Raw genomic sequence first — 21,436 nt, 5'->3', positions numbered from 1 at the left:
GGCGATCTCTCGCCCGGCTCTTTTCACATCCGGAAACTCAATCGTGGGCGGATCAGGCCCCGACGCGCGGCAGGAACCGCTCGATCAGCGGCAGCCGGTCGCCCAGCACGCGCAGGATGCCAAAGATCAGCGCCGCCAGAGCCAGCAGCAGCGCCACAATGCCCAGCCCCTTGCGGCGGCGGTCGCGGCGGGTCTTCACCGGCGGGATCGCCACCACAGGCTGCACGCCCAGCACGCGCTCCATCTGGCTGGCGGTGCGCAGCGCGGGGTTCATCATCTCGGCGACAAAGCCGGTGATCAGCCCGGCAAAGAGGCTGGCAATGGCCCCCACAGCCACCAGCTTGCGGCGGCTCTGCGAGGCCGCGACCTCGGGCACCAGCGCCGTTTCCAGCACTTCGAAACGGTCCGACTGCTGACGATCCTCCAGCATCTGGCCCATCTCGGCATCCGCCTTGCGGCGGGTGATAACGCTGTATTGGTCCTGCAGTTGGGTGCGCTCGCGCTCCAGCCCGTTGAGCGTGCGCTCGACCTCGGGGGCGCGGCGGATGGTGTCCTCAAGCGAGGCAATGCGCGCGGTGATCAGCTGCTTCTGCTCTTGCAGCAGTGCCAGCTGACGGGTCAGCACATCTTCGCGCTGCCGCGAGGAATTGGCGTCGAGCGCAACGATGTCCCGGTCGAGATCAAGCTTGTTGTCCTCCAGCGTCGCCAGTTGGTCCCGCATCGCGGCAAGGCCGGACGGCAGCGCCTCGGAGTTCTTCTGTTTAAAGTCGGCGATACGGGCATCCATCGCCTCGATCTGCGTCTCGACCCGCGACTCTTCGGCCTCGAAGAAGGCCAGCGCGTCACGGGCGCGCGTCTCGCTGCGGTTGCGCGACTGGTCGATCACCGACTGCATCAGCTCATTCGCCAGATCGGCGGCCTTCTGCGGATCATCAAGGCGCACGGTGATCATCAGCCCCGACGGCATGCGCGGCTGGCCATAGGCCGGGTTGCCCGACTGGATCTCTTCGATCGTGGCGGCCTTGCGCATGTTAAACACGCGCTCGTTCACCGTCATATTGGGGATGTTGCTGAACAGGTTATGCTTTTCCATGATCCGCACGAGGTTGTCGCGCGACATGATCCGCTGCTCGATCAGCTGCACCCGGCGCGAGGCATCCTCGGACACGGTGGCGGGGTTGGTGGTGGTGGGCGCGACCTGCGCGTCTTCGATCTGAACCACTGCCGTCGCTTCATAGAGCTTGGGCTGATTCAGCGCGAAGAACACGGAAATCCCGGGGCCCAGAACGAACACCAGAAAGATCAGGCCGAAGCGGCGGCGCAGTGCGGACAACACTTCGTCAAACGATTGGAACTGGTTCATAAACTACACTCCCGCAAAGCGCCCCCGCTGTGCTCGAAAAGCGGTGCCCCGCGCTGGCAGAAACAAACAAGGGCCAGCGGCAAAGACGCCTCTTTCACGTCATAAATTACCGAAGATGCCCCGTTTATGCCACGTTTATTCGGGGCGTTTTGGGAAACACTTCGTGTCCGGAACCGGGATCACGAACACATTTAGGTCATAAAGTGAGGGTTTTCCGCGCATCACCCGTGCGAAACGGCGCATACGGACAGAATAAGGCCCAATTCGGCGATCTGAAGCATTGGAAATAGGGTGCCGCGCCCCAGCCCCATTTCCGCCACCATTCGCAGCCGAGGATCAGGAAGCAGCGATTCCATCGCCTCGAATCCGAACAGGCTGCGGGTCAGCGGGTATTGCGCCTTATAGGCGGCTTCCTTGGCGCTGAAGATCCGCACCCCAGCGCGTTCGAAAGGCAGCGGGCTGAGGCGGGAAAGCTCCGGCACGCTGGCAATCGCCGGAATGAGCCGCGGCTCCATCGGCGCATCAAGCTCGAGGTCGATGCCAAGCGCGCGCCAGTCTTGCGCCCGCGCCGCCATCGCAAGGCAGATGCCCCCGGCATGGGTGATGCTGGCCACCACCCCGTCGGGCCAGACCGGCGCGCGGTCCTCGGCCTTGGGGATCGCCTGATCCGGCAGGCCAAGCTGGCGCAGGGCCGCCCGCGCCGCGAGCCGCCCCCCGGCAAACTCCGCCCGTCTTGCAGGCACCGCGCGGGACATCGCCTCGCGCTCGACGGGGTAAAGCTCCGACAGATCTTCGGTCGGCTCCGAGACCGCCCAGACCACCCCCTCGGGCAGCGCCGCGCGGGTCAGCAGGTCGCGAAGATCGGCGGCCCCGGCCATCTCAGGCGCTGCGCCGCGCGCGCATCTCGCGCCGCCGTGCCATTGCGTCGGACCTTGCGCGGGCGCGTTCGTTCATCGGCTGCGCCGGGGCCGCATCGCTGGCCGTCTCGGCGACGGGCTCGGGCGCAACCGCTTTCGCCGCCGCAGGCGCCGGGGCGGCGACCCTCGGGCGCGGCGCTTTGCCAGAGGCGGAGCCGGAACCGCTGCCCGAGCCAAGAGTGGCGACACGCCCGGCCAGATCCTCCAGCACCGGGAAGCGGAAGATATCGGTGATCGACAGCCCCCGCGCGCCCAGATCGTCGCGGATCGCACGATGCGCCTGAACCGCCAGCAGCGAATGGCCGCCCAGCTCGAAGAAATTGTCGCGCCCCGAAATCCCCTGCACACCCAGCACCGCCTGCCAGATCTCGGCAATCGCGGCCTGCACCTTGCCGGTATCGGCGCCACTGGCTTTATCGGGCGCGGCACTGGCTGCCGCAGGTTGCGCGGGCGCGGGCGCGGCCGGACGCGGTGCAGCCACGGGTTTGCGCGCCACCGGCGCGGGCAGCGCCTTGCGGTCGACCTTCTTGTTCGGGGTCAGCGGGAAGCTCTCCAGCGCGACGAAATGCGCTGGCACCATGAAGGCGGGCAACCCCTTGCCCATCTCGGCCCGCAGCGCCGCGTCGTTCACCGGCGCGGGCGCGGTGTAATAGCCGACCAGCCGCAGATCGCCGGGCGTGTCTTCACGCGCGACCACCACGGCCTGCGCGATGCCCGGCTGCGCTTCCATGACCGCCTCGATCTCGCCAAGCTCGATCCGATAGCCGCGCAGCTTCACCTGATTGTCGACGCGCCCGATGAAGTCGATCCGCCCATCCATCCGCCGCCGCACCAGATCGCCAGTGCGGTACATGCGGCCGTCGTGAAACGGGTTGGACACGAAGCGCTCGGCGGTGAGCTCCTCGCGGCCCCAATAGCCGCGCGTCACACCCTCGCCGCCGATCCACAACTCGCCGGGCACACCCACGCCCACCGGCTGCTGCGCCTCGTCCAGCACGTAAAGCTGCTGGTTGGCCAGCGGCAGGCCGATGTTCACCACACCCTCGGCGGCGCGCGCATCTTCGGTCGAGGACCAGATCGTCGTCTCGGTGGGCCCGTACATATTGGTCACCGAAGCCTCGGTGATCCGCCCGAACTCCTCGACCAGCGCGCCGGGCAGCGGCTCGCCGCCAAGGAACAGATGATCCACCTTCGACAGCGCAAAGCGCGCCTCGTCGTTCATCGCGATCATCCGCGCCATCGAGGGCGTGCACTGCATATGAGTGACCCCGTGGCGCAGGATCTGCGCGGCGATCGAGAAATCATCCTCGGCCAGTTCCGGCGCCACATTCGCCCGCTTCACCACCTCGGCCAGCGGCTTCAGCCCCTCCAGCACCCTATCCACGGGGATGCCATAGTCGATCAGGCAGGCGATCTCGCCCACGCCGATGCGTTTGAGCTGCTCGGTCCGTTCCAGCGCGTCCTCGACCGTGCCGAAGAGTCCGCTTTCGTTGAAATACCGCTCGAAGGCGAAATCGAGAATGGCCTCGAGGTCGTCCGGCTCCAGAATGTCGAGGTCCAGATCGAAGGCGTTGTTCACCCCTTTCGGGCGTTTGAACGCCGGGAAGGCCCATGCGTATTGCTTGATCAGCGCCGCCGCCGACCGCAGGTATTCGCGCATCGGCCCACGGGCGATCTCGCGCGCCTCATCACGGGTGTCTGCGACAAAGCTGTGCAGCATCAGCGTGACGGTGAAATCCTTCGGATCGCGCCCGGCCTCGCGCAGCGCCGCGTGATAGAGGCGGATCATCTCGGCCACATCGTCAATGCTCTGGCCCAGCAGGTGGGTCAGCACGTTGCAGCCATGGGTGCCCGCGTCTTTCCACGTCTGCGGGTTGCCCGCGACGGTCAGCCAGAGCGGCAGGTCTTTCGACACCGGGCGCGGCTGCGTCACCACGTCGAACAGCGTCCCATCCTTGCGCGGGAAGGCGACGGGCTTGCCGGACCACATATCCCGAATTTGGGAAATATTCTCGATCACCGCGCGCTTGTTGTCGGGCGGCGTGTTTTCGGGCCGCAGCACGAAGTCATCGGGCTGCCAGCCCGAGGCCAGCGCCAGCCCGGCACGGCCGTTGGTGAGATTGTCGATCACCGCCCATTCCTCGGCGATCCGCGCCGGGTGGTGCAGCGGCGAGACGACCGAGCCCGAACGCACGGCCAAATTCTCTGTCACCGCCGCCACCGCAGCGCCGGTCACCGAGGGGTTGGGGTACGGCCCGCCGAAGGCGTGGAAATGCCGCTCGGGCGTCCAGACCGCGCAGAACCCGTGTTTGTCGCCGAACTTCGCGCCCTCCAGCAGCAGTCGGTATTTGTCGCGCCCGACGCCATCGTCATTGCCCCAATAGTAGAGCGAGAACTCCATGCGCTGGTCCGACAGCGGCATCGGCCCGTTCGAGATCAGCCCGCGATCCTCGTCCGAGGTCAGCACCACCTTGAAGCCGCGCGCCAGCGTGTAGAACAGCTCCAGCACCGAGATGTCGAAGCTGAGGCTGGTCACGGCGAGCCATGTCCCCGCGGGGACATGCGGCACCACCGCGTCCATGCCGGTGAAGAAGTTCACCACGTTGCGCTGTTCGACCATCACCCCTTTGGGCGTGCCGGTCGAACCGCTGGTGTAGATGAGATAAGCAATATCCTCGGGCGCGCTGGTCACCTCGGGGCGCGTCGCCGGGGCCTGCGCCAGCCGCGGATCGGCGTCGAGTAGCAGCAAATCCGCGCCATGCGCGGGCAGCGTTCCCGCCAGCGCCGATTGCGTGACGATCACCGGGGCGCGGCTGTCCGAGATATAGTGCTGCAGCCGGTCCGCCGGATAGGCGGGATCGAGCGGCAGATAGGCCCCGCCCGCCTTGAGGATCGCCAGCGCGCCGACAAGCAGATCGACCGACCGGCGGGTGCACAGCCCCGCCACGACGCCCGGCCCCACCCCCATGCCCTGCAGCACATGCGCCGCGCGGTTGGCCCGCGCGTCAAGGTCGGCGTAGCTCAGGCTCTGCCCTTCAAAGACCAGCGCAATGGCCTCGGGGCTGCGCGCCACCTGCGCCTCAAAGGCGCTCTGCATGGTCAGGCTGCGGTCATGCTCCACCCCGGTGGCGTTCCACAGGTCCACCACCATGGCGCGCTCGGCCTCGGGCAGCACCGGCAGCGATGCGGGCTGCGCGCCTTGGGCCAATTGCGCGGCGATCAGTTCCAGCCGGGCGGCGATCAGCTCGGCCTGCGCCGGTCTGATCCGCCCGGTGTCCGCATGCAGCAGCGCGCCGCCCGCGGTCTCCTCTACGGTGAGCACCGTGCCGGGGATCATGCCGCCCGCAAGGCTCAGCCCCAGATGCGGCACCTGCGGTGCGCCGGTCAGTTCCGGCGCGCGGGCGGGCAGGTCTTTGGCGAGACCCTTGCGCTTGCGCGCCTCGGCGATGGTCTCGGCCATCTGCGCCTGCAGCGCCGCCGCATCGCCACTGGCCTCGACCCGCAGCGGCACCCAAGGCATGATGATGCCGCTCAGCGCGAGGCTGTTCAGCATGATGCCCGAGACGGCGATATCGCAGGCCCCATGCTCGTCATGCCGCGCGGCAAAGGTCGCGACGGTGGCGGCCAGATCGGCCTCGCCCAGCGACAGCGGGCGGCTGGTGATCTCGCCCGACGCCTTGCCCAGCCCCGGCATCTCGAAAGGCCGCAGCGCCGCAAGCTTGCCCCGCCAATGCGCCTCATGCGGCGCGACGGTACGGATCGCGGTGTCGATGCGGGCGCGGTCCTCGGCGGGTAGCGCCTGCATCGTGCCGCCCGGCGTGCCGACCAGCGCCACAGGGGCCAAAGCCCCGCAGGGATAAGAGAAATGCGCCAGCCGCAGCGCGCCGCTGCCGCAGGCCACGGTCAGATGGTCGTCGGTGGCTTCGAGGATCTCTCCCGGCGCGCCGCGCCCTTCGATCCCCTTGGCCGTGCCGACGTTCCAGAACGCTCCGTTCGAAAACACTTTGGGCATCGACAGCGGGTTGAAATAGCCGCCGTGATCCAGCGCCCGTACCAGCCGCGCCAGATCGGTGGCGGGCTTGGTGAAATCCAGCAGACCATGCCCCGCAGGGCGGTCGGCCAGCGCGTGATAGCTGCGCTGCGACAGATCCTGCGGCAGCCGCTTCAGCCCGTTTGCAAGCTGTTCGATCACCGCGTCGAAACTGTCGATGCCGGCCTCGAAGGCCTTGGCGTTCAGCGTCAGCGCCGTGTCGCTGGCCGAGATGTCAAAGCCGCGCGCGGCAAGGATATCGCCCTCGTCCACGCCGCCCTCGATCATGTGCCAGCTGATGCCGTGGCGGGTCTCGCCCTCGATCAGCGCCCAGACCGGCGCGTTGAGCCCGGCGTGGCGCGGCAGCGGACCGTCGTGGAAGTTCACCGCGCCCTTGCCTGGCAGCGCCAGAACGGCGGCGGGAATAATGTCCAGATTAGAGATCGAGAGCAGGTAGTCGAAACCGCGCGGCAGGCGGCCCTCCAGCCCGGCACCGGGGGCGACGGTCGCCAGCCCGGCGGCCTGCGCCCATGCCGCGATCTCGGCGTTGCGGGTCACCACGGCTTTGATCTCGTGCCCGGCCTGCAGCAGCTTGGCGCCGCAGTGCACCAGCAGGGATTCATTGCCGATCACGACAGAAGAAAACTTGGCCATCACGTTCACTCCACTTTCGCCGCTCTGCGGGCTGTCCCCGCGGGGACAGCGCGGGCCGGTCCGGGCCGGACCAGTGCCTTGAGGTCATGCCACGCGAGGTCGCGCAGGAAATGCGGCGGATCGACCCGTGGTTTGCGCTGCAGCACCCGGCGCAGCCGCCACATGAGCCCGCCCGCCAGATGCGCCAGCGTCGCCGCCGCCGCATAGCCGCGCCCGCGGGTCTTGGAAAAATAGTGCCAGCGGCTGTCGAGCCAGAAACCGGGGATCCGCGACCAGCGCTTCATCCCCGTGGAGACCGAGCCGATGTGCATCACCTCGCTGCCGCGCACATAGTGTGTTGCATGTCCGGCGCGGGCGGCGCGCAGACAAAGCTCGGTTTCCTCGAAGTAGAGGAAGAAGGCCTCGTCAAAGAGGCCGATCTGATCCAGCACGCTCTGCCGCATCATGATCGAGGCCCCGGCCAGCCACTCCGCCGCCTGCGTCCCCGCGGGGACAGGCATCGGCACCGCCTTGCGCCGCAGCAGCCGCGAGACCGGGCCAAAGCGGATGGCGCCCTCAAACTCGGAGGCGATCGACGGAAAGCGGAAGGCGGTCATATGCGCCGCGCCATCCTCGCCGTGGATGTAGCTGCCGGCAAAGCCCGCCTCGGGATGCGCCTCGAGATGCGCCAGCAGCGCGCGGATCGCCTCTGGCGCGGGGAAGGCATCGGAGTTCAGCAGATAGACGTAATCGGGCCGGCTGCCGTCGGTCAGGCCCGCGCGGATTCCGATATTATTGCCCGCGCCGAAGCCGCCGTTGCGCTCCGAGCGGATCAGCCGCAGCGGCGCGCCCTGCGCCCAGGTTTCGGTATCGAGCGCCTGCTTCATCACCTCGTAAGACCCGTCGGCGCTGTCGTTGTCGACGATCACAAGCTCGGCCCGCAGCCCCGCCATCGCGCGCAGCGCCGCACGCACCGAGCGCAGGGTCATCTGCGGCGTGCGGTAGTTGAGCGAGACGATAAGGACGCTGGGCAGGTCAGACAGGTTGGACATGGGTGGCCCTACTCCGCCGCATGGGGGCTGGCGAAGGGCAGCACGGCGCTGCCGAGGTGGCCCGCTTCGGCCTCGGCGATGGCCTGCCGCATCTGCGCCGCCAGCACCCGCACATTGGGCTCCAGCACCATGGAATCGTGATCGCCCGGCACCTCATGCACCGCCACATGCGGCACGAACTGACGCCAGTCGTTATCCTCCAGCACATAGGCGCGTTCAGAGTTCACCATGCGGCCGCCGCCAACCCGCCATTTGCCGACCAGCGGCGGGCGGTAGAGCACGAGGTTGCCCTGCCACGGCCGCACCTCATAGCGCGCCACGGCGGCAAGGAAGGCGGCCTCGATCTCGGCATTGTGGAAGGCGTGCTGGGTGGCGGTCTCTGCGCTGGCGCGGCGCTTGGCGATCTCCCAGCGGATGCGGTTGCGGGCCCAGATCAGCGGATAAAGCGCGCCCTTGGCCTTGGCTTCCTGCCATTGGATGCGCAGCCGGTCGGCGCGCTCCAGCGGGCGGCGCGTGGGCAGCGGCGTGTCGAGCAGAACGCAGAGCGAGACCTCCTCGCCCATCGCTTCAAGCTGGCGGGCGATCTCATAGGCGGTGATGCCGCCACCCGAGAAGCCGCCGACCATATAGGGGCCCTCGGGCTGCACCTGCCGCATCTCGGCGATATAGTCGCGGGCCGTCGCTTCGATGCTGTCATGCGGGGCCTCGCCGCCGTAAAGCCCCTTGGCCTGCAGGCCATAGAACGGACGGTCAGCGCCCAGCAGATGCGCGAGGTGGCGCAGGTTGAGCACATTGCCGAACATCCCCGCCACGAGGAAGAAAGGCGTGCGCGGCCCGCCCTCGCCGTCATGCATCGGCACCAGATGGGTGAAGCGGCGCTCGGGCGCGGCGGGTTTTGCATCGGCTGTTTCGCCCCTATCGCCGCTGCGCCCGGTCTGCGCGGCGATGAGCGCGGCGCATGTGCGGATCGTCGGCGCCTCGAACAGCACGGAGATCGGGAAATCGACCCGGAAGGCCTTTTTGACCATGGCAAAGAGCCGCACGGCGATCAGACTGTGGCCGCCGAGGTCAAAGAAACTGTCTTCGGCCCCGACGTTCTGCACGCCCAGCAGATCCTCCCAGAAGCCCGCCAGCGTGCGCTCGATCTCGCCCTCGGGCGCGACGAAATCGCCGTCGAGCTGCGGGCGGTCGAACTTCTGACCCTCGGCTTTCTCGGCTGTCGAGGCGGCGGTCTGCCGGGTCAGCTGATCCAGATCCATCGACGAGACCACAACCTGCGGCAGCCCAAGCTGCAGCGCGCGGGTAAAGGCCTCGACCCCTTCGGCGGGCAGGATGCCCTGGCTGAGGTTATGGGCCAGCCGTTCCTCGGCGGCAGAGAGCGGCTGCGCGGCACCGCCCTCGTCGACCTCAAGCTCGGCGGCGGTGAGCCGCGGCGGGCTCTGCAGCAGATCGGGCGAGGCGAGGCGGCGGATCGTGAAGCCCGAGACCTCCATCAGCACGGCACCATCGGGGGCGCAGAGCGTGACGTCGAAACTGGCGGTCTCGGCCTCGGCGCGGTTGCCTGCGGCGTTGCGCACCCACGAGACGATGCGATCCGGCAGTGGCGCGTGCACACGGACGCGGGCGTATGAGACGGGCACCCACAGATGCGTCGGCTGCCAGCCCTCGATCAACTCCATCGCCCAGCCAGTGGCGATGTCCAGCAGCGCCGGATGCAGCAGGCAGCCGTCCTGCGCCGCCTCGGGCGCGAGCGACAGCTCGGCGATGCCCTCGCCCTGCCCCAGCGCACGCGCGTCCAGCACCTTCCAGCGCGGGCCGAAGTCCAGTTGCACCTCCTGCGCGGCCACCAGCTTGCTGCCCTGAGGCGCGCGCATCGGCGCGGCGCAGCGGGCGCGGATGGCCGAAAGATCAAGCGGCGCCGGGCGCGCCATGGGCAGCAGCGCCAGCGTGGCCTGCGCGGTGAGCGCAAAGCCGCGGCGTCCGCCCAGCGTGGCATCGGCCAGCACCTCGAAGCCATAGCCTTCGTCCTTGCGGGTCAGGCGCAGGCGCATATCGCGGCGGCCACCCTCGCTTACGCGCAGCGGGCGCAGGAACGACAGATCGCGGATCTCGAAGGGCTGTTCCTCGCGCTGCGCCTTCAGCGCGTGGGCGGCAAGGGTCAGATAGCCGGTGCCGGGCAGCAGCGCGTCCCCGGCGCGGGTGCGGTGCTCGTCGATGATCCAGTCATCGGCGGACAGCGTGCTGGTGAAGAGGCGGTTGCCATGGGCGTCGAACGTGGCGTCGCCTAGCAGCGGCAGGCCGGTGGGCTCGACCGGCGGCTCGGGCAGATCGCCATTGCGCGCGGCCACCGCCTCGGCGGCCATGCCAACCTCGTTCCAGATGCCCCAATTGATCGCGGTGACGCGGGTCTTGCCCCCGGCGCGGGCCTCGGCGAAGGCGTTGAGATAGGCGTTGGCGGCGACGTAATCCACCTGCCCCGCGGGCGCGGTGACAGTGGAGGAAGAGGAAAACAGCACCATCCAGTCGCAGGCGCCATCGGGGAAGACCTCGCCCAGCACCTGCGTGCCGTGGATCTTGGGCGTAAAAACATCCTCGACCGAGGCGGGCGTCTTGGTCAGCAGCGGCGCGTCGTCGATGACCCCGGCACCGTGGATGACCCCGGTGATCCGGCCAAAGCGCGCCTCGGCGGCCTCGCGCACCGCTTGCAATTGCGCGCGGTTGCAGACGTCGGCGGCGATGACCAAGACCTCGGCCCCGGCCTCTTCCAGCGCCTGCACCGCGCGGATGCGGCGGGCGAGCGGATCCTGCGGCGCGTGGCGGGCGAGGTAGTCGGGCCAGTCCGCGCGTGCGGGCAGCGCACGGCGGGCGACGAGCACCAGCTTGGCGCCATGTTGGGCGAAGGCCATGCCCAGCGACAGGCCAATGCCGCCAAAGCCGCCGGTGAGCAGATAGGTGCCCGGCCCCGGCTGCGGCGCGCCTTCCGGCAGCGGCACCGGCTTCATGGCGCATTCGAAACGGCGCCCCCCGCGCAGCGCGGCGCTGGCATCCTTGGGCTCGGCCAGCAGATCCTCAAGCACCAGATCGGTCAGCTGCGTGAAGGCGGCCTCGCGCGCCGCCTCGGCCTTGCGGCGGGTCAGCAGCCCGCCCTGCGCGGGCTCTGGCAGCACCAGATCCAGCGTCAGCGCGCTCACCCCGGGCAGTTCGCGCGGAATGACGCGGGCGGGACCGGCGATGGTCGCCTTACCGGGATGCACGAAGGCCTCGTCCCGCAGCTTCGCCGCGCCGGTGGTCAGCACGGTCAGCGGCAGCGGGCGCGGCAGGTTTTCCTCGGCGATGGCCTGCGCGAGAAAGAGCAGCGAATAGAACCCCTGCTCCTGCACCCGGTGAAAGAAGCTGGAGCCGGGGCGATGGCTCTCGCCCTCGGTGACCAGCCAGAAATGCGCGATGCGGGTCGGCACGTGGCCGCGCAGGGACAGGTCCTGCAGCAGCAGATCATAACCCTCGCGCCCGCGTTCGGGCGGCAGGATATAAGAGCGGTCGGACAGGCGCGTGAAGGCATCGCCGGGGCGCACCTCGATCACCTCATGCCTGGCGGCGGTCAGACGCGCGGCGCAGCGCGCGGCGAGCCCGGCCTCGTCCATGAACATCAGCCACACCTGCGGCTCTGCGCTGGCGAGATCGTCGGTCACATCGACCGGCGTCTCGGCGGCGCGCGGCCGCCAGTGCGGCGCCCAGCCCCAGCCCGAGATGTCATCGCTGCGCATCAGGAACTGCGGCGCGCTGGCGGTCTGCGCCTTGCCCGGCGCGATGAAATAGGGCGCGCGCTGGAAGGCGTAGCTGGGCAGCACCACGCGATTGCGGCGGGCATCGCCCCAGACCTGCCCCCAGTCGATCTCTGTGCCCAGCGCCCACAGGCGGCCCAGCACTTCGAACATGAACCGGTCGTCACCGATTTGCTCGTCGGGATGGCGCAGCGAGCTTAGCACCTGCTGACCCGGCACATCGGGATGCTGGCGGGCCAGCGACGACAGCGCCTTGCCCGGCCCGACCTCGAGGAAGACACGGGTCTGCGTCTCGGCCAGCGTGGCGACGCAATCGGCGAAAAGGACGGTGCCGCGCAGATGCTCGACCCAATAGTCGGGGCTGGTGGCCTCTGCGTCGGTCATCCACGTGCCGCTGCGGTTCGAGGTCAGCGGGATCTGCGGCGGGCTGAGGTCGATGGAGCGCAGATAGGCGCGGAACTGGTCGAGGATCGGCTCGAGCATGCGGCTGTGCGCGGCAATGTCGATGGCGATGCGCTGGCAGTCGATACCCTCTGCTTTCAGTCTCTGTTCAAGGGCTTTCAGAGCCTCTGCCGGGCCAGAGGCCACCGACAGCTCGGGCGCATTGACCGCGCCGAGATCGAGATCATCCCCAAGATAGCCCTGCAGTTTTTCCGCCGGAAGGCTGACAGAGAGCATGCCGCCCGCGGGCACCGTGTCAAAGAGCCGCCCGCGCAGATGCACGAGGCCGATGCAATCCTCAAAGCTCATCACCCCGGCGATACAGGCGGCGGTGTTCTCGCCCATGGAATGGCCCGAGAGCGCGGCGGGGGTGATGCCCCAGCTGATCCAGAGCTTGGCCAGCGCCACCTCGCAGATCAGAATGAGCGGCAGCTGCAGCGAGGGCTTTTTCAGCGCCTCATCGGCGGCGGCTTTGGCGTCGGGTTTCGGCAGCCAGAGCGCGCGGATGTCGGCATCGGTGATCTCGGCAAGCGCGGTCAGGCCGCGATCCATCCAATCGGCGAAAACAGGCTCTGTTTCGTAAAGATCGCGCGCCATCCCGGCGTATTGCGCACCGCCGCCGGGGAACAGGAAGGCGACGTCGGGGCGATCGAGCGCGCTATGCGAATGCACGCGGCGGGGGCTGTCTTCTTCGAGCAGGCGCGCCGCCTCTTCATGGCTCTCGGCCACGACGATACGGCGCTTTTCAAAGGCACGGCGGCCCTCTTTGAGCGTGAAGGCCACATCGGCGAGCGGCTGCTCGGGGTGGGCGCGCAGATGCGCGGCGAGGCGTTTCGCGTTCTCGTCCAGCGCCGCCTTGCTGCGCCCTGAAAGGGTGAGGATCTGGAACGGCCAATCGCTCTGTTCGGAGGCGGGGCGCAGCGGCGCCTCTTCCAGCACCACATGCGCATTGGTGCCGCCGACGCCCAGCGAGTTGACCCCGGCGCGGCGCGGATGGTCGCTGCGCCGCCATGGGGTGAGCCTGTCGTTCACCACGAAGGGAGAGTTTTCGAAATCGATGGCCGGGTTGGGTGCCTCGAAGCCCAGCGAGGGCGGCATCTGCCCGTGATGCAGCGCCAGCGAGGTCTTGATCAGGCTCGCCACACCGGCGGCGGTGTCGAGATGGCCGATGTTGGTTTTGACCGAGCCGATGCGGCAATGGCCCTGTTTAGAGCCACTTTCCGAGAAGGCCTGCGTCAGCGCGGCCACCTCGATGGGATCGCCCAGGTAGGTGCCGGTGCCGTGGCATTCGACATACTCCACCGTATCGGCGCTGATGCCCGCCACGGCCTGCGCCTCGGCGATGGCTTGGGCCTGACCGTCCACCGAAGGCGCCAGATAGCCCGCCTTGCCCGCGCCGTCGTTGTTGATGGCAGAGCCCTTGATCACCGCCCAGATGTGATCGCCGTCCCGCTGCGCATCGGCCAGACGGCGCAGCACCACCACACCGGCGCCAGAGCCGAAAACCGTGCCCTGCGCGCGGTGGTCGAAGGCGTGGCATTCGCCGTCGGGCGAGAGGATCTCGTTCTCGCGGTAGAGATAGCCGCGCATCTGCGGCAGTTCGATCGTCACGCCGCCCGCCAGCGCCATATCGCATTCGCCGTTGAGAAGCGCCTGCACCGCGAAATGCGTGGCGACAAGCGAGGTGGAACAGGCGGTCTGCACGTTGACCGAGGGCCCGTGCAGATCGAGCACATAGCTCAGCCGCGTGGTCAGGAAGTCCTTGTCGTTGCCGGTATGGCGCAGGAGGAACATGCCGGTGCTGTCCACCAGTTCGGGGTTCGAGCACAGGTTGACGTAGAAATAGCTGCCCATGCCGACGCCGCCGAAAACGCCGACCGGCCCCTCGAAATTTTCCGGCACGTGACCGGCGCTTTCCAGCGCCTCCCATGCGGTTTCAAGGAACTGCCGGTGCTGCGGATCCATGATCGCCGCGTCCTTGGGGGCAAAGCCAAAGAACTCGGCGTCGAACATCTCGAAACCGTCGAGCGGCGCGCCGAAGGGCACATAGTCGCGGTGGCGCAGCAGACCCGGATCCTCGCCCGCGGCGCGCAACTCCTCTTCGGTGAAACGCCGGATGGAACGGCGGCCTTCGCGCAGGTTGTCCCAATAGGCGGCAATGTCGGCGGCCCCGGGAAGATGCGCGGCCATGCCGACGATGGCGATGTCGGTCTCGGCTTCGGGGTTGGCCGAGGTCCGTGCAATGTCGTGCTGAACGTCCAAAACCAATCCTCACTCGCAAACCCGCGACATCCCGCGTGGTAAAGGCCGAATACGGAGAAAATTGGGCGCAAATTGGCGTGCCCGGCCCCCATCCGGCAACAAACCACGCCCTGTCGCGCCACTGTCCCTGTATCGCACCTTAGCAGTGCCCGCACCGCCTGTCTGCGCCCCGGCAATGACCTCGCCGGATGACCCGGCGGGTCCCCGAACGGAGACTCAGGCTCCCGAGGCCACCAATGCGCTGATCGCGGGCCAGTTGAGCGCCGCCGCCAGCAGCGCCAGAGCCGCGCCAAGCAGTGCGAAGCACAGGTCGTGCAGCGGATCCCAGACGCCCATGCGGCGGGCCAGCCAGACAACCACCGGATAAGACAGCAGGAACGCCGCCCCATAGCCCAGCAACGCGCCGATGAGCCCGTAGGTTTCCAGCCCCACGAGAATGCAGCCGATCATCAGCACCGCGCGCGCCAGCGCCAGTACAAAGAAGCTGCGGCTGTCGCCTGCCGCCAGCGCCGCCTGATCATAGGTCTGCACGACGATTTGCGGCATTTGCATGCAGGCGATGATCACCGTCACCGCGCCCGCCGCCAGATAGCGTTCGTCATACATCAGATCGACCAGCCAGTGGCCGCTGACGGCAAAGCTCGCCACCAGCACCAGCAGCGGGCCGGTCACGGCAAAGCGCATCTTGCGCAGCCGCAAAAAGTTCTCGCGGCTCTGGCGTGGCGGTGTCTCGCGATAGATCGGGATGAGGATCTTGCGCGTCACGATACCGCCAAGGAGCATCGGGAAGGAGGCGAGGAAATAGCCGATGTTGTAGACGCCAAAGCGCTCGAGGCTGAGGTATTTGCCGATCAGCAGCTTGTCGCCCTGACTGAAGAAGAAGCCGCAGACCGTCGACAGGAAAATCCACTTGCCGAAATTCACCAGTTCGGCCCGCGCTTCGGGCTCCCAGCGGAAGCGGTTGCGCCCCCCGGCCAGCAGCAGCGAATTGGCGATAAGCTCGAACAGCGTGCTGAGCAGACCCGAGGCCACCAAGGCCCAGACCGACCCGGTGGCCCATGCCAGCAGCACCGCGCTGCCGACACCAACCGTTTGCGTGCCAAGCTCCAGCAGCGTGACCCGGCCCAGCATCAGGTGGCGGTTCGCGGTGTCCATGCGGGTGGGCCGGAAGCCCGCGATCAGCAGCGCCAGCCCGGCAACCGGCAGAAAGTGCATCAGTTGCGGCTCGTCGTAGAGCTGCGCCATCGGCCATGCCAGCGCGCAGGCGGTCAGCCACAGGCCGATGCCGCGCAGCACCTGCAGCGTCCATGCGGTGTCGAGGAAATCGCGGTCGTCGCCGCGCTTGCTTTGCAGGATCGCCGGGGTGACGCCCACATCCGAGAATTGCACCAACCCCATCAGGAAGACCGAGACCAGCGCCATGAGACCGAAGGCCTCGGGGAACAGCAGCCGGGTGAGGATCAGGTTGCCGCCCAGCCGCAGCGCCTGCGAAAAGCCGAAGCTGCCGACGGTCAGCACCGAAGAGCGCAGGGCGCGGGCCGAGAGGGAACTGCCCGAGAATCTTTGCCAGATCGCCGTGCTCATCGCCCGCGGCTCCATTCCGGTGCCCGTTGCGGCGTCAGCCGGACCATCAGCGCCACACCCGAATAGACCGCAAAGCCCAACGGGTCGCGCAGCGCCATCCGAAGCTTGCCGCCCGCGCCGAAAGGCAGCTTGTCGTCGTTGCGCAGCAGCCGCGGGAACAGCGTGCCGACCTGCGCGACGCCCGCATCCTGACGGCGGCGCACGCGGATCAGCGCCGCCAGCCCCTCGGCGATCGGCCACTCATAGGTGGCGGGCACTGCGCTGCGCTCTGCGGGGGTGAAGCTGAGGCGCACAAACGTATCGTCCGAGATGATGTCGGGAAACTCCTGCCAGCGGGCTCGGCCCTCGGCATTGACGGCAAAGACACCGCAGCCGGGCACGCCGCGCGCCATGAAGGGCACCTGCCGCCAGATCCGGGCATAGGCGCGGGCCGCCCAGCCCTCGCCGGTGATCCGAAGCGTGCCGCTGGCATAGCGCGCCCCCGGCCCGGCGAGCGCGTCTTGCAGCTGCGCCAGAAGCGGCGGGCTGATGGTGACATCGGCATCGAGATAGACCCGCAACCTGCCCCGCGCCGCCGCATCACCGGCGTTGAGTGCCCCGAGCTTGCATCCCTTCGAGATCTCGATCACCCGCAGGCTCCAGCCGCGCGCCTCGGCCTCGGGCATCAGCGCCCGCGCCTGCGCCGCGGTGTCGTCACGGCAGCCATTGGCGATCACCACAATCTCGGGCGGGGCTGCGGCGGTCCAGTCCGAGGCCAGCAGCGCCCTCAGGCAGCGCGCGATAACCGCGCCTTCATTGCTGGCTGGCAGAATGACGGAAAGCGCCGGATTGCCGGGAAGAGAAGACTCGTGAACACTCATGATCCGTACCAAGGACGCCACACATCAGCACTTCCTGCACCGTGGCAGGGTGGAATTGCCAGTCAACTGTGGCCAAAGAATGATCATAAGCAAGTGTAACGTGTTCACCGGCGGATTCGTGGATCCTCTGGGAGAGTTGGGGGGACGAGTGCCGCAGAAACTTCGGATCGGGTATCTCGTGCCCCAATTCCCGGGGCAGACGCATATTTTCTACTGGCGCGAAGTGCGCGCGCTCGAGGCGATGGGCCACGAGGTGCATCTTCTGTCGACGCGGCTGCCGCCGACCGCGCTGATCGCGCACAGCTGGTCGCAGGATGCGATCGCGCGCACGACCTACCTTGGCGAGGTCCGGCCGCTCGGTGCCGCGGGCGCGCTGGCCAAGCTGATCGGACGCGGCCTGCCGCGTGACTTGCTGCGCGAAGGCCCGCGCTTTGCCCCGGATATCGCCGTGACGCTCTCGGCCGCCGAGACACTGCGCGCCTATTGCGAAGAACATTCCCTCGACCATGTGCATGTGCACAGCTGTGGCCGCGCCGCGCTGGTGGCGACGCTGGCCCGGCGGCTTGGCGGTGTGCCCTATTCGCTGACCCTGCACGGGCCGCTGTCGGATTACGGCCATGGCCAGAAGATGAAATGGCGCGGCGCGGCCTTTGCGACGGTGATCACCCATCGCCTGATGGATGAGGTCCAGAGCCAGTTGCACGGGCATCTGCCGCCGCATATGGAAATCCGGCCGATGGGGGTCGATACCGAGATCCTGCGCCGCGAGACGCCCTATGAGCCGCCGCAGAAGGGCCGCCCGATCCGGCTGTTCTCTTGTGGGCGGCTCAATGTGGTGAAGGGCCATCAGGACCTGATGTCGGCGATTCGCCAGCTGCTGGATCAGGGCGTCGACGTACGGCTCGAGATCGCTGGCGAGGATGACGCGGGCGGCACCGGCTACCGGCAGGTTCTGGAGGCACATCTGCGCAAGCTGCGGCTGCAGGACCACGTAAAGCTGCTGGGGGCGATCGACGCCGGTGAGGTGAAAGAGAAGCTGCTGGCGGCGCATGTCTTCGTGCTGGCCTCGTGGCACGAGCCGCTTGGCGTGGCCTATATGGAGGCGATGGCCTGCGGCGTGCCGGTGATCGGCACCGACGCGGGCGGCGTGAACGAACTGATCGAGGCGGGGCACACCGGCAAGCTGGTGCCGCCGAAGGATCCCACGGCGCTGGCGCGGGCGATCCGCGATCTGGCGCAGAACCCCGAGAGCGCCGAGCGTTTCAGCGTGGCGGGCCGCGCCCATGTGGAGGCGCATTTCCGCGCCAGCCTCGGGGCGGAAACGCTGGTGCGCGAGATCCGGCGGTCTCGCAGCGGGCAATAGCCTTCGAAGGCAATTGCAAACCTCTTCGAAGAGATTTGCGGCTCAGAACCCCGAGGTCGGCAGCTCGGTTTCGGGTGCCTCCTCGAAGGACAGCGTCTCGACGGCAAAAAGCGTGATGCGGTCGCGCGGCCCCTCGGCCAGCAGCCGCCCCTGCGCGTCGCGGCTGAACGCATAGTCACCCCGCGCCCCCGGCAGCAGCGCATGATCCTGCCCTGCCCCGCCGTGCAGCTTGTCGCTGCCGCCGCCGGAGACAAGCACATCATCCCCCGCGCCGCCGAGCAGGATATCGGACCGCTCGGACCCTTCGAGCCGCGCGCCTTCCGCATCGGCGCGCAGAATCAGACCATCGTCGAAAGTCCCTGCCGCACGGTCTTCCCAGCCGGTCGGCCCCGAGGCGTTGTAGCTCATCAGCATGTCCCAGCGCGGGTTGTCGTCGTCGAGATGGCGCAGCGCGCCCCAGCTGCCCCATTGCGAGGCGGGTGCCACATCGACAAAGGCATTGAACAGCGTGCCGCCCGCGTTCACCCAGCCGCTCAGCAGCTGTTCATAGAGCTTGGCCATTTCGGGCGTGTAGCTGAAGGCCTCGAAAAAGGCGGTCAGCCGCTCGTCCTGCACCCGCTCGGCCTGCGCCGCCGCATGGGTGCCGCCCTCATACATCACCAGCCGCAGCCCCGCCTTTTCGGCCACCTCGGCATGATAGGGAAAGATCTCGCCGGTCAGTTCCGCCAGCGCGCCGTCCTGCAGCGCCATGGCCACCGGCAGCATGGCCGCGTCGAACCGGTGCCGTTTGACGTATTCGCGCAGGGCGACCCGGCGCAGCCCCTGCGCTTCGCCGTCCTCCTGCGCCTGCATCTCGGCGCGCGACAGCCAGTCCTCGACCTGCCCCGCCATCTCCTCGCCACCCAGCTCATAGCCGAAATAGCCGGTCACCGCGTAGGCATCGAAGCTTTCGGCGGGCTGATGACCGAGCGCGAGAAATGCCAGCGGCGCGGTGAGGATCTGCTCCTCGAGGCCCGGCCAGCCGGTGTGGGTCGAGACCACCCGCACGAGACGGTCCTCGGCCTCATCGCCGTAAACCTCTGACCAGATGTCCATCACCTGCGCCGCGCGCAGACCATAGAATTGGATCCAGCCCGATTCCGAGCGGCCCCAGCGCGCCTCGGCCTGCTGCGCGGCCCAATGCGCCTGCGGAAAGACGAAGTTCCAGACCTCGTTGGAATATTCCACATAGGCCTTGAGCCGCGGGTCGAGCCGCGCCTTCACCAGTTCGGCGAAGCGCCGGACGTACTCGTCATCGGCCATATGCGGCAGGGTGAACCACGGGTCGGCGCCGATCTCATTGGCCAGTTCGATCATCACCTCGGGCGGCACGCCCCAAGCGGTCCATGTGTAATCGCTGCTGCGCGGGCGGTCGTCCCAGCCCATCACCGGCGAGCCGTTGGTCATCATCCAGTCCATGAACCGCAGGCTGCGCAGATCATGGATGCGGGCCAGCCAATGCGGGTTGAACTGCGCCCCTGCCTCGAAGATCTGCATCTGATCCTCACGCACCACATGGATGTCGCGGATCGGATCGTCGGGATCGGTGGCCGAGATCGAAATGCCAACCGACCCCTCCCCCGGCGCATAATCGAAAAGCGCGCGGCCTTCTTCCATCCGCACCCGGCTGGCGCGCCCGGTGATCTGCAGATCGCCCTTGCCCTGCCAGAGCACCACATAGGTGCCGCGCAGCGACACCGCCTCCTCGGGCTGATCGGTCAGCAAGAGCGCCTCGAGCCGCTCGACGCCTTCGGGAATGCGCAGCGGCCAGCCGTTCTCGTCCAGCACGCCCTGCGCCCGCAGCGCCGCGATCTCGACCCCACCCCATTGGCCGGGCAGATGGCCGATCCACTCGCGCGCCGATTTCATCAAGTCGACAAAGGGCATCTGGGTGGACCAATCCGACAGCCCGTTGAGCCCCATGGCCAGCGCCGGGTCCCCCTCGGGACGCGCGCCGGGATCGGGCAGCGCAAGATCCGGGCGCTGCGGCAGCGGTGCTTCCGGAACGGCCTCGGGCGTGGTCTCGGCGGTCTCAGGGGTCGTTTCGGGGGTGGTCTCGGCAGCGGCGGTCTGGATCTGCGGCTCGGGGGTCTCTGCGGCGGCCTTTTGGCGCGGCGCAAGGTCAGAGACCGCCTGCCAGACCTGCTCGGCGATCTGCCCATAGGCGGCGGTGATCTCGGGCGCGATCTCGGACGGCGGTACATAGGCCGCGGGCGGCGGCGCGCCATAGAGCGCGCTGTAGCTGACCATGGCGGCGAGGAAGTACAGAGACGGCGTGCCATGCGGCGCGTCATCGACGTAAAGCGCCTCGACCGGCAGATCCTGCAGCAGCCCGCCATCGCCGAGCAGACCGGCGATCACCCGCGCCACCGGGATCAGATGCAGGTCCTGCTCGGGCCGTGCGGCGCGCAGCTTGTCCAGCAGATCGTCATACCAAACGCCATAGGTGCCGAGCGTGAAGTCGTGGTACTTGCGCAGCCCGCGCGCCGAAGGCGGGTAATCCCCGGCCACCGAGGCCATGTCGGGCCAGCCCTCATAAACCCAGAGCGGCGTGCCGGGGGCATGCCCCTCGATCCAGTCGGCCACGGTGAGAATCGCATCCAGCGGACTGGTGTTGCCGGGATTGTTGCCCGGATAGGGTGCGTCGGCGGCCTGATACTGCAAAAAGTTCGCCGGGGTGATCAGCACCGCATCATAGCCCGCATCCCCGAAACTGCCGCGGCCCGGGTCCCAGTTGTTGGCGACGCCGGGAATGCTCCAGTTCGGTTCCGGCGGCAGCCCATCCGAGAAGTCGCGCAGAAAGCCCCATTGCCCGTCGAGCGCAAGCTCGCCCCCGCCCGCCTCGGCCAGACGGCTCAGCCAGTAGGGCGTGTTGCTATGCGCCTCCTGCCCGAGGAAATGCACGAGGGAATTGCCGAACACATAGACCTCGCGCTCTTGCGCAAGCGCGGCAAGCGGCCAGCCAGCGGCAAGAATGGCCGCCTTCAACAAACGCCGGAACATCAAACTCCCCCGAACAAAATACCTTTGCTCAACCATATGGGCAGCCTGCGCCGCCACTCAAGCGGCCTGCGCACTGGCGCTGCGCCGCAGCGTAACTTTCCGGCTCA

Annotated in this window: 9 protein-coding genes; 1 reads left to right on the top strand and 8 read right to left on the bottom strand. The window is 67.9% G+C overall.

What is annotated here, in order from left to right; translation table 11 throughout:
* Positions 1-52: 52 nt before the first annotated feature.
* The 7 genes from G0A00_RS03125 to G0A00_RS03095 all read right to left on the bottom strand — a co-directional run bounded on the left by G0A00_RS03125 (position 53) and on the right by G0A00_RS03095 (position 16,924).
* A complete protein-coding gene (locus G0A00_RS03125; RefSeq protein ID WP_164178588.1) occupies positions 53-1,363 on the bottom strand; it encodes a Wzz/FepE/Etk N-terminal domain-containing protein in 1,311 nt (436 codons plus the stop codon).
* Between the two features lie 221 nt (positions 1,364-1,584).
* Complete coding sequence (locus tag G0A00_RS03120) at positions 1,585-2,241, bottom strand: 4'-phosphopantetheinyl transferase (RefSeq protein WP_164178586.1); 657 nt, start codon at positions 2,239-2,241, stop codon at positions 1,585-1,587.
* Position 2,242: 1 nt separating this feature from the next.
* Positions 2,243-6,964: a MupA/Atu3671 family FMN-dependent luciferase-like monooxygenase gene (locus G0A00_RS03115; RefSeq protein WP_164178583.1), complete on the bottom strand. Its 4,722-nt coding sequence runs from the start codon at positions 6,962-6,964 to the stop codon at positions 2,243-2,245.
* A gap of 5 nt (positions 6,965-6,969) precedes the next feature.
* Positions 6,970-7,995 (bottom strand): glycosyltransferase family 2 protein, encoded by a 1,026-nt coding sequence (locus G0A00_RS03110; protein WP_164178581.1) that lies wholly within the window; start codon positions 7,993-7,995, stop codon positions 6,970-6,972.
* Between the two features lie 8 nt (positions 7,996-8,003).
* Positions 8,004-14,480, bottom strand: a complete 6,477-nt coding sequence (locus tag G0A00_RS03105) for a type I polyketide synthase (protein ID WP_255455328.1) — start codon at positions 14,478-14,480, stop codon at positions 8,004-8,006.
* Between the two features lie 216 nt (positions 14,481-14,696).
* On the bottom strand, positions 14,697-16,064 hold the full coding sequence (locus G0A00_RS03100; protein WP_164178578.1) for an oligosaccharide flippase family protein: 1,368 nt from the start codon (positions 16,062-16,064) through the stop codon (positions 14,697-14,699).
* Positions 16,061-16,924 (bottom strand): glycosyltransferase, encoded by an 864-nt coding sequence (locus tag G0A00_RS03095; RefSeq protein ID WP_164178576.1) that lies wholly within the window; start codon positions 16,922-16,924, stop codon positions 16,061-16,063. Before G0A00_RS03095 ends, G0A00_RS03100 begins: the two co-directional genes overlap by 4 nt.
* A gap of 148 nt (positions 16,925-17,072) precedes the next feature.
* Here G0A00_RS03095 and epsE point away from each other — a divergent pair, with 148 nt between their 5' ends.
* Positions 17,073-18,287 (top strand): exopolysaccharide biosynthesis GT4 family glycosyltransferase EpsE, encoded by a 1,215-nt coding sequence (gene epsE, locus G0A00_RS03090; protein ID WP_368667655.1) that lies wholly within the window; start codon positions 17,073-17,075, stop codon positions 18,285-18,287.
* 42 nt (positions 18,288-18,329) lie between these two features.
* Here epsE and G0A00_RS03085 read toward each other — a convergent pair whose 3' ends face one another.
* Positions 18,330-21,329 (bottom strand): calcium-binding protein, encoded by a 3,000-nt coding sequence (locus tag G0A00_RS03085; RefSeq protein WP_164178572.1) that lies wholly within the window; start codon positions 21,327-21,329, stop codon positions 18,330-18,332.
* Between the last annotated feature and the right edge of the window lie 107 nt (positions 21,330-21,436).

This window comes from Salipiger sp. PrR002, from assembly GCF_010500775.1.
Classification (GTDB): Bacteria; Pseudomonadota; Alphaproteobacteria; order Rhodobacterales; family Rhodobacteraceae; genus Salipiger.
The sequence above is the reverse complement of the archived record's forward strand: the minus strand, read 5'-3'. Positions and strand labels throughout refer to the sequence as shown.

Bases quoted from the DNA above. Each gene is read 5' to 3' on its own strand.
- G0A00_RS03125 (WP_164178588.1), bottom strand. From the start codon at position 1,363: ATGAACCAGTTCCAATCGTTTGACGAAGTGTTGTCCGCACTGCGCCGC.
- G0A00_RS03120 (WP_164178586.1), bottom strand. From the start codon at position 2,241: ATGGCCGGGGCCGCCGATCTTCGCGACCTGCTGACCCGCGCGGCGCTG.
- G0A00_RS03115 (WP_164178583.1), bottom strand. From the start codon at position 6,964: ATGGCCAAGTTTTCTTCTGTCGTGATCGGCAATGAATCCCTGCTGGTG.
- G0A00_RS03110 (WP_164178581.1), bottom strand. From the start codon at position 7,995: ATGTCCAACCTGTCTGACCTGCCCAGCGTCCTTATCGTCTCGCTCAAC.
- G0A00_RS03100 (WP_164178578.1), bottom strand. From the start codon at position 16,064: ATGAGCACGGCGATCTGGCAAAGATTCTCGGGCAGTTCCCTCTCGGCC.
- G0A00_RS03095 (WP_164178576.1), bottom strand. From the start codon at position 16,924: ATGAGTGTTCACGAGTCTTCTCTTCCCGGCAATCCGGCGCTTTCCGTC.
- G0A00_RS03085 (WP_164178572.1), bottom strand. From the start codon at position 21,329: ATGTTCCGGCGTTTGTTGAAGGCGGCCATTCTTGCCGCTGGCTGGCCG.